Origin of the sequence: Variovorax sp. CF313 (genome assembly GCF_000282635.1) — a bacterium.
Lineage (GTDB): Bacteria > Pseudomonadota > Gammaproteobacteria > Burkholderiales > Burkholderiaceae_C > Variovorax.
In genome coordinates, this window is sequence record NZ_AKIW01000122.1 from 1 (window position 1) to 4,461 (window position 4,461).

At 66.1% G+C, this 4,461-nt stretch carries 5 protein-coding genes; 1 reads left to right on the forward strand and 4 read right to left on the reverse strand.

Annotated elements, in window-relative coordinates:
• Window positions 1–34: 34 nt before the first annotated feature.
• Genes purH through dusB form a run of 3 tightly spaced genes read right to left on the reverse strand, consistent with a single transcriptional unit; the run spans window position 35 to window position 3,001 of the window.
• The gene (gene purH / locus PMI12_RS25465; protein ID WP_007838302.1) at window positions 35–1,666 is read right to left on the reverse strand and encodes a bifunctional phosphoribosylaminoimidazolecarboxamide formyltransferase/IMP cyclohydrolase; all 1,632 of its coding nucleotides are present in this window, start codon (window positions 1,664–1,666) and stop codon (window positions 35–37) included.
• Between the two features lie 16 nt (window positions 1,667–1,682).
• On the reverse strand, window positions 1,683–1,919 hold the full coding sequence (locus tag PMI12_RS25470) for a Fis family transcriptional regulator (RefSeq protein ID WP_007838304.1): 237 nt from the start codon (window positions 1,917–1,919) through the stop codon (window positions 1,683–1,685).
• Between the two features lie 17 nt (window positions 1,920–1,936).
• Window positions 1,937–3,001, reverse strand: a complete 1,065-nt coding sequence (gene dusB, locus PMI12_RS25475) for a tRNA dihydrouridine synthase DusB (protein ID WP_007838305.1) — start codon at window positions 2,999–3,001, stop codon at window positions 1,937–1,939.
• A gap of 175 nt (window positions 3,002–3,176) precedes the next feature.
• Between dusB and PMI12_RS25480 the strand changes: the two genes are divergently transcribed.
• Complete coding sequence (locus tag PMI12_RS25480) at window positions 3,177–3,641, forward strand: YqaA family protein (protein WP_007838306.1); 465 nt, start codon at window positions 3,177–3,179, stop codon at window positions 3,639–3,641.
• Here PMI12_RS25480 and PMI12_RS25485 read toward each other — a convergent pair whose 3' ends face one another.
• Window positions 3,642–4,316, reverse strand: a complete 675-nt coding sequence (locus tag PMI12_RS25485) for a glutathione S-transferase (protein ID WP_007838308.1) — start codon at window positions 4,314–4,316, stop codon at window positions 3,642–3,644.
• Between the last annotated feature and the right edge of the window lie 145 nt (window positions 4,317–4,461).

Here is a 4,461-nt window from a genome sequence, read left to right on the forward strand (position 1 = left end):
AGCCGGTTCCGCGGTGTTCTGGAAGGGAGCGTCGTCAGTGGCGGAAATGCCGTACGCCCGACAGCACCATCACCACGCCGCGCTCGTCGGCAGCGTCGATCACTTCCTGGTCGCGCATCGAACCGCCCGGCTGGATGACGCAGCTCGCGCCCGCATCGACCACCACGTCGAGGCCGTCGCGGAACGGGAAGAAGGCGTCACTCGCCACGGCCGTGTCCTTCAGCGACAGGCCGGCGTGCTCGGCCTTGATGCTGGCGATGCGCGCCGAATCGAGGCGGCTCATCTGGCCCGCGCCCACGCCCATGGTCATGCCGTTGGCGCAGAACACGATCGCGTTGCTCTTGACGTACTTCGCGACCTTCCAGGCGAACAGCAGGTCCTGCAGCTGCTGCGGCGTGGGCTGCTTCTTGCTGACCACCTTGAGGTCGCTGACGGCCAGCTCGTGGTTGTCGGCGGTCTGGATCAGCAGGCCCGAGCCGACGCGCTTCACGTCCATGGCGTTGCGGCCGTTGTCCCAGTCGGTGGCGCCGCCACGGGAGCCAGGCGACCCTGCGATCGCGGGCAGCGCGATCTCGAGCACACGCACGTTGAGCTTGGCCTTGGTGGCCTGGAACACTTCGAGCGCATCCGGCGTGTAGCCGGGCGCCATCAGCACTTCGACGAACTGCTTGGCGATTTCCTGTGCGGTCGCGCCGTCCACAGGGCGGTTGAAGGCGATGATGCCGCCGAAGGCCGAGGTCGGGTCGGTCTTGAAGGCCTTGCCGTAAGCCTCGGCAGCGTCCTTGCCGATGGCCACGCCGCACGGGTTGGCGTGCTTCACGATCACGCAGGCGGGCACGTCGAAGCTCTTCACGCATTCCCATGCGGCATCAGCGTCAGCGATGTTGTTGTAGCTGAGCTCCTTGCCCTGCAGCTGCTTGGCCGACACGAGCGAACCGGGCGCCGGGTACAGGTCGCGGTAGAACGCAGCCTGCTGGTGCGGGTTCTCGCCATAGCGCAGGTCCTGCACCTTCACGAAACGGCCGTTGCTCTGCGCGGGGAACAGCGAGCGCTTGGGCGCTGGCTGGCCGATGCTGGCGTCGAAGTCGATGGCCGAGAGGTAGTCGCTGATGGCGCCGTCGTAGTCGGCGATGCGGTTGAACGCGGCGACCGAGAACGCGAACTTGGTCTTGTCGCTGAGCTTGCCGCCGGCCTTCAGTTCGGCCAGCGCCACGGCGTACTGCGATGCGTCGGTCAGCACGCCCACGTCCTTCCAGTTCTTGGCCGCGCTGCGCACCATGGCCGGGCCGCCGATGTCGATGTTCTCGATCGCGTCTTCGAGCGTGCAGCCGGGCTTGGCCACCGTGGCTTCGAACGGGTACAGGTTGACCACCAGCAGGTCGATGGTGTCGATGCCGTGTTCCTTGATGGCCGCCACGTGCGCGGGCAGGTCGCGGCGCGCGAGCAGGCCGCCGTGGATCTTCGGGTGCAGCGTCTTCACGCGGCCGTCGAGCATTTCGGGGAAGCCGGTGTGGTCGGCGACTTCGGTGACGGGCAGGCCGGCATCGGCCAGCAGCTTGGCGGTGCCACCGGTGGACAGCAGCCTGATGCCCAGCGCATGCAGCGCCTGGGCGAATTCGAGGATGCCGGTTTTGTCGGAAACGGAGATGAGTGCGGTCTGGGCCATGGGATATGCCGTGGAGTTATTTCAAAAGTTTGTGTTCGACCAGCTTCTTGCGAAGCGTGTTGCGATTCAGGCCCAGCCATTGCGCGGCTTTGGATTGGTTGCCTTCCGCGCGCGTCATGACGACGTCGAGCAGGGGTTTCTCGACCACGCGCACGAGCATTTCGTACATGCCGTCGGGCTCGGTGCCGCGCAGGTCGCGAAAGTAGCTGTCCAGACTGGTGCGTACGCAGTCCTCGATATGTTTCTTGCTCATTGCTTCTTCTCTTTTTCTCAATCGACGGCGCAAGCCGCCTCCTCTTCACCCGACGACGCCTCTTCGTCCGCCAGGTGCTGCACGGGCATGCGGTCCATGCGGTCCGCCAGCCCGTCGAAATAGCCGCCGACCGCGCGCAGCTGCTCGGCACAGTCCTCGATGGTGTTCATGCGTGCGCGGAACGCTTCGCCGTCGGGCAGCGTGCGCACATACCAGCCGATGTGCTTTCGCGCCGTGCGCACACCGCTGTAGTCGCCGTACAGCGCATAGTGCTCCACCAGGTGGTCGAGCAGCAAGCGGCGCACTTCGGCCACCAGCGGCGGCGCGCGGTGCGTACCGGTCTCCAGGAAATGCGCGATCTCGCGGAAGATCCACGGCCGGCCCTGCGCGGCGCGGCCGATCATCACCGCGTCGGCGCCGGTGGCCGCAAGCACGTCGCGCGCCTTCTCCGGCGAACGAATGTCGCCGTTGGCCACCACCGGCACGCGCACCGCGGCCTTTACCGCCGCGATGGTGTCGTACTCGGCAAAGCCCTTGTAGCCCTGCTCGCGCGTGCGGCCGTGCACCGTGAGCATCTGCACGCCGACCGATTCGAAATCGCGCGCGAGCTTCACCGCGTTGCGGTGCTCTTCGCTCCAACCGGTGCGCATCTTGAGCGTGACCGGCACGTTGAAAGGCTGCGCGGCATCGACCACGGCCTGCACGATTTCAAGCGCCAGCGGTTCGTCGCGCATCAGCGCCGACCCGGCCCACTTGTTGCAGACCTTCTTGGCCGGGCAGCCCATGTTGATGTCGATGATCTGCGCGCCGCGCTCGATGTTGTAGACCGTGGCCTCGGCCATCATGGCCGCGTCGGTGCCGGCGATCTGCACCGCGATGGGGCCCGGTTCGCCGTCGTGGTTCGCACGGCGCGATGTCTTGAGCGTGCCCCAGAGTTCCTTGCGCGACGTGACCATCTCGCTGACCGCGTAGCCAGCGCCGAGTTGGCGGCACAGCATGCGGAAGGGCCGGTCCGTCACGCCGGCCATGGGCGCGACGAACAGGCGGTTTTCCAGCGTGTGGGTGCCGATCTGCAAGGTCATTTGGAAGGGGAGCGGTGCGCGTTCGGCTGCTGAAAAATGAGGCACGATTGTAGCCACGCCGCATTTCAGCGACTGAAACGATTTGCGGTCCGGGTACCCGTGTAAACACCGGTGCGATCCGGGGCTTTCTCCCACGGAATTGCGAGGTGAGCACTGCCTATACTTCGCCCACCTTATGCAAGCGTGGCTCGACTCCCTCATGGCGCTGCTGGCGCTGCCGCAATACGGCCTGTCGACCCTGTTCGTCGCGGCCTTCGTCTCGGCCACGCTGCTGCCGGTGGGCTCCGAGCCCTTTCTCTTCGGGCTGCTCAAGCTCAACCCCGACATGTTCTGGCCGGCCATCGCGGTGGCCACCATCGGCAACACGCTGGGGGGCGCGGTCGACTGGTGGATGGGCTACGGCGCGCACAAGGTGGCCGACAAATACTCGCACTCGAAACACCATGTGCGGGTTCTGGGCTGGCTGGAGCGGCTCGGCCCGAAGGCCTGCCTGCTCAGCTGGCTGCCGCTGGTGGGAGATCCGCTGTGCGCGGTGGCGGGCTGGCTCAAGCTGCCGTTCTGGCCTTGCGTGGCCTACATGGCGATCGGGAAATTCCTGCGCTACATCACCATGACGGTGGCGCTGCTGCAGGTCTTCTGATCAGTTCAACAAAGCGTAGGGGCCGCCGCGCTCGAGTGCGCGCTTGTACGCGGGACGCGCGTGGATGCGCTCCAGGTACGACATCAGCTTCGGCCGCTTCGCATCGAGCCCGCCGCGCGCCTGCGAAGCTTCGACCACGAAGCTCATCTGGATGTCGGCGCCTGTGAAGGCATCGCCCGCGAACCACTCGCTCTTGCCGAGTTCGGCCTCCATGTAGTTCAGGTGATTCGCGATGTTCGGGTTGATGAACGCCGACTTCGCCTTTGCCGCGATGGCCTTGGCGATGGGCTTCGCGAAGAAGGGCATCTTGCTCGTCTCGATGCGGTCGAACACCAGCTTCAGCAGCAGCGGCGACATCGCCGTGCCTTCGGCGAAATGCAGCCAGTAGCGATAGCGCAGCGCCTCGGGCGAACCCACCGCGGGCGCGAGGCGGCCGTTGCCATGGCGCTCGATGAGCGTCTCGATGATCGCGCCCGACTCCGCGAGCGTGAGCCCGTCCTGCGTCGTGACGACCGGGGACTTGCCCAGCGGATGGACAGCCCGCAGCGAAGCGGGCGCCAGACTGGTTTGCGGATCGCGCTGGTAGTGGACGATCTCGTAGGGCAGCTCGAGCTCTTCGAGGAGCCAGAGCACGCGCTGCGAGCGAGAGTTGTTGAGGTGGTGGACGGTGAGCATGGAGGCGGGCCTTGTCAGGAGGAATCGAGCGATTCGGGCGCGCGGAGTCTACCCAACAACATGCAAAACCCGCGAACCGCGTTTTCGCGAGACACCGAGGAACCGGCTCCGCCGGGCCTCAGGTGTCGCCCCCGGTAGGGGGAAG

Bases quoted from the DNA above. Each gene is read 5' to 3' on its own strand.
- purH (WP_007838302.1), bottom strand. From the start codon at position 1,666: ATGGCCCAGACCGCACTCATCTCCGTTTCCGACAAAACCGGCATCCTC.
- PMI12_RS25470 (WP_007838304.1), bottom strand. From the start codon at position 1,919: ATGAGCAAGAAACATATCGAGGACTGCGTACGCACCAGTCTGGACAGC.
- dusB (WP_007838305.1), bottom strand. From the start codon at position 3,001: ATGACCTTGCAGATCGGCACCCACACGCTGGAAAACCGCCTGTTCGTC.
- PMI12_RS25480 (WP_007838306.1), top strand. From the start codon at position 3,177: ATGCAAGCGTGGCTCGACTCCCTCATGGCGCTGCTGGCGCTGCCGCAA.
- PMI12_RS25485 (WP_007838308.1), bottom strand. From the start codon at position 4,316: ATGCTCACCGTCCACCACCTCAACAACTCTCGCTCGCAGCGCGTGCTC.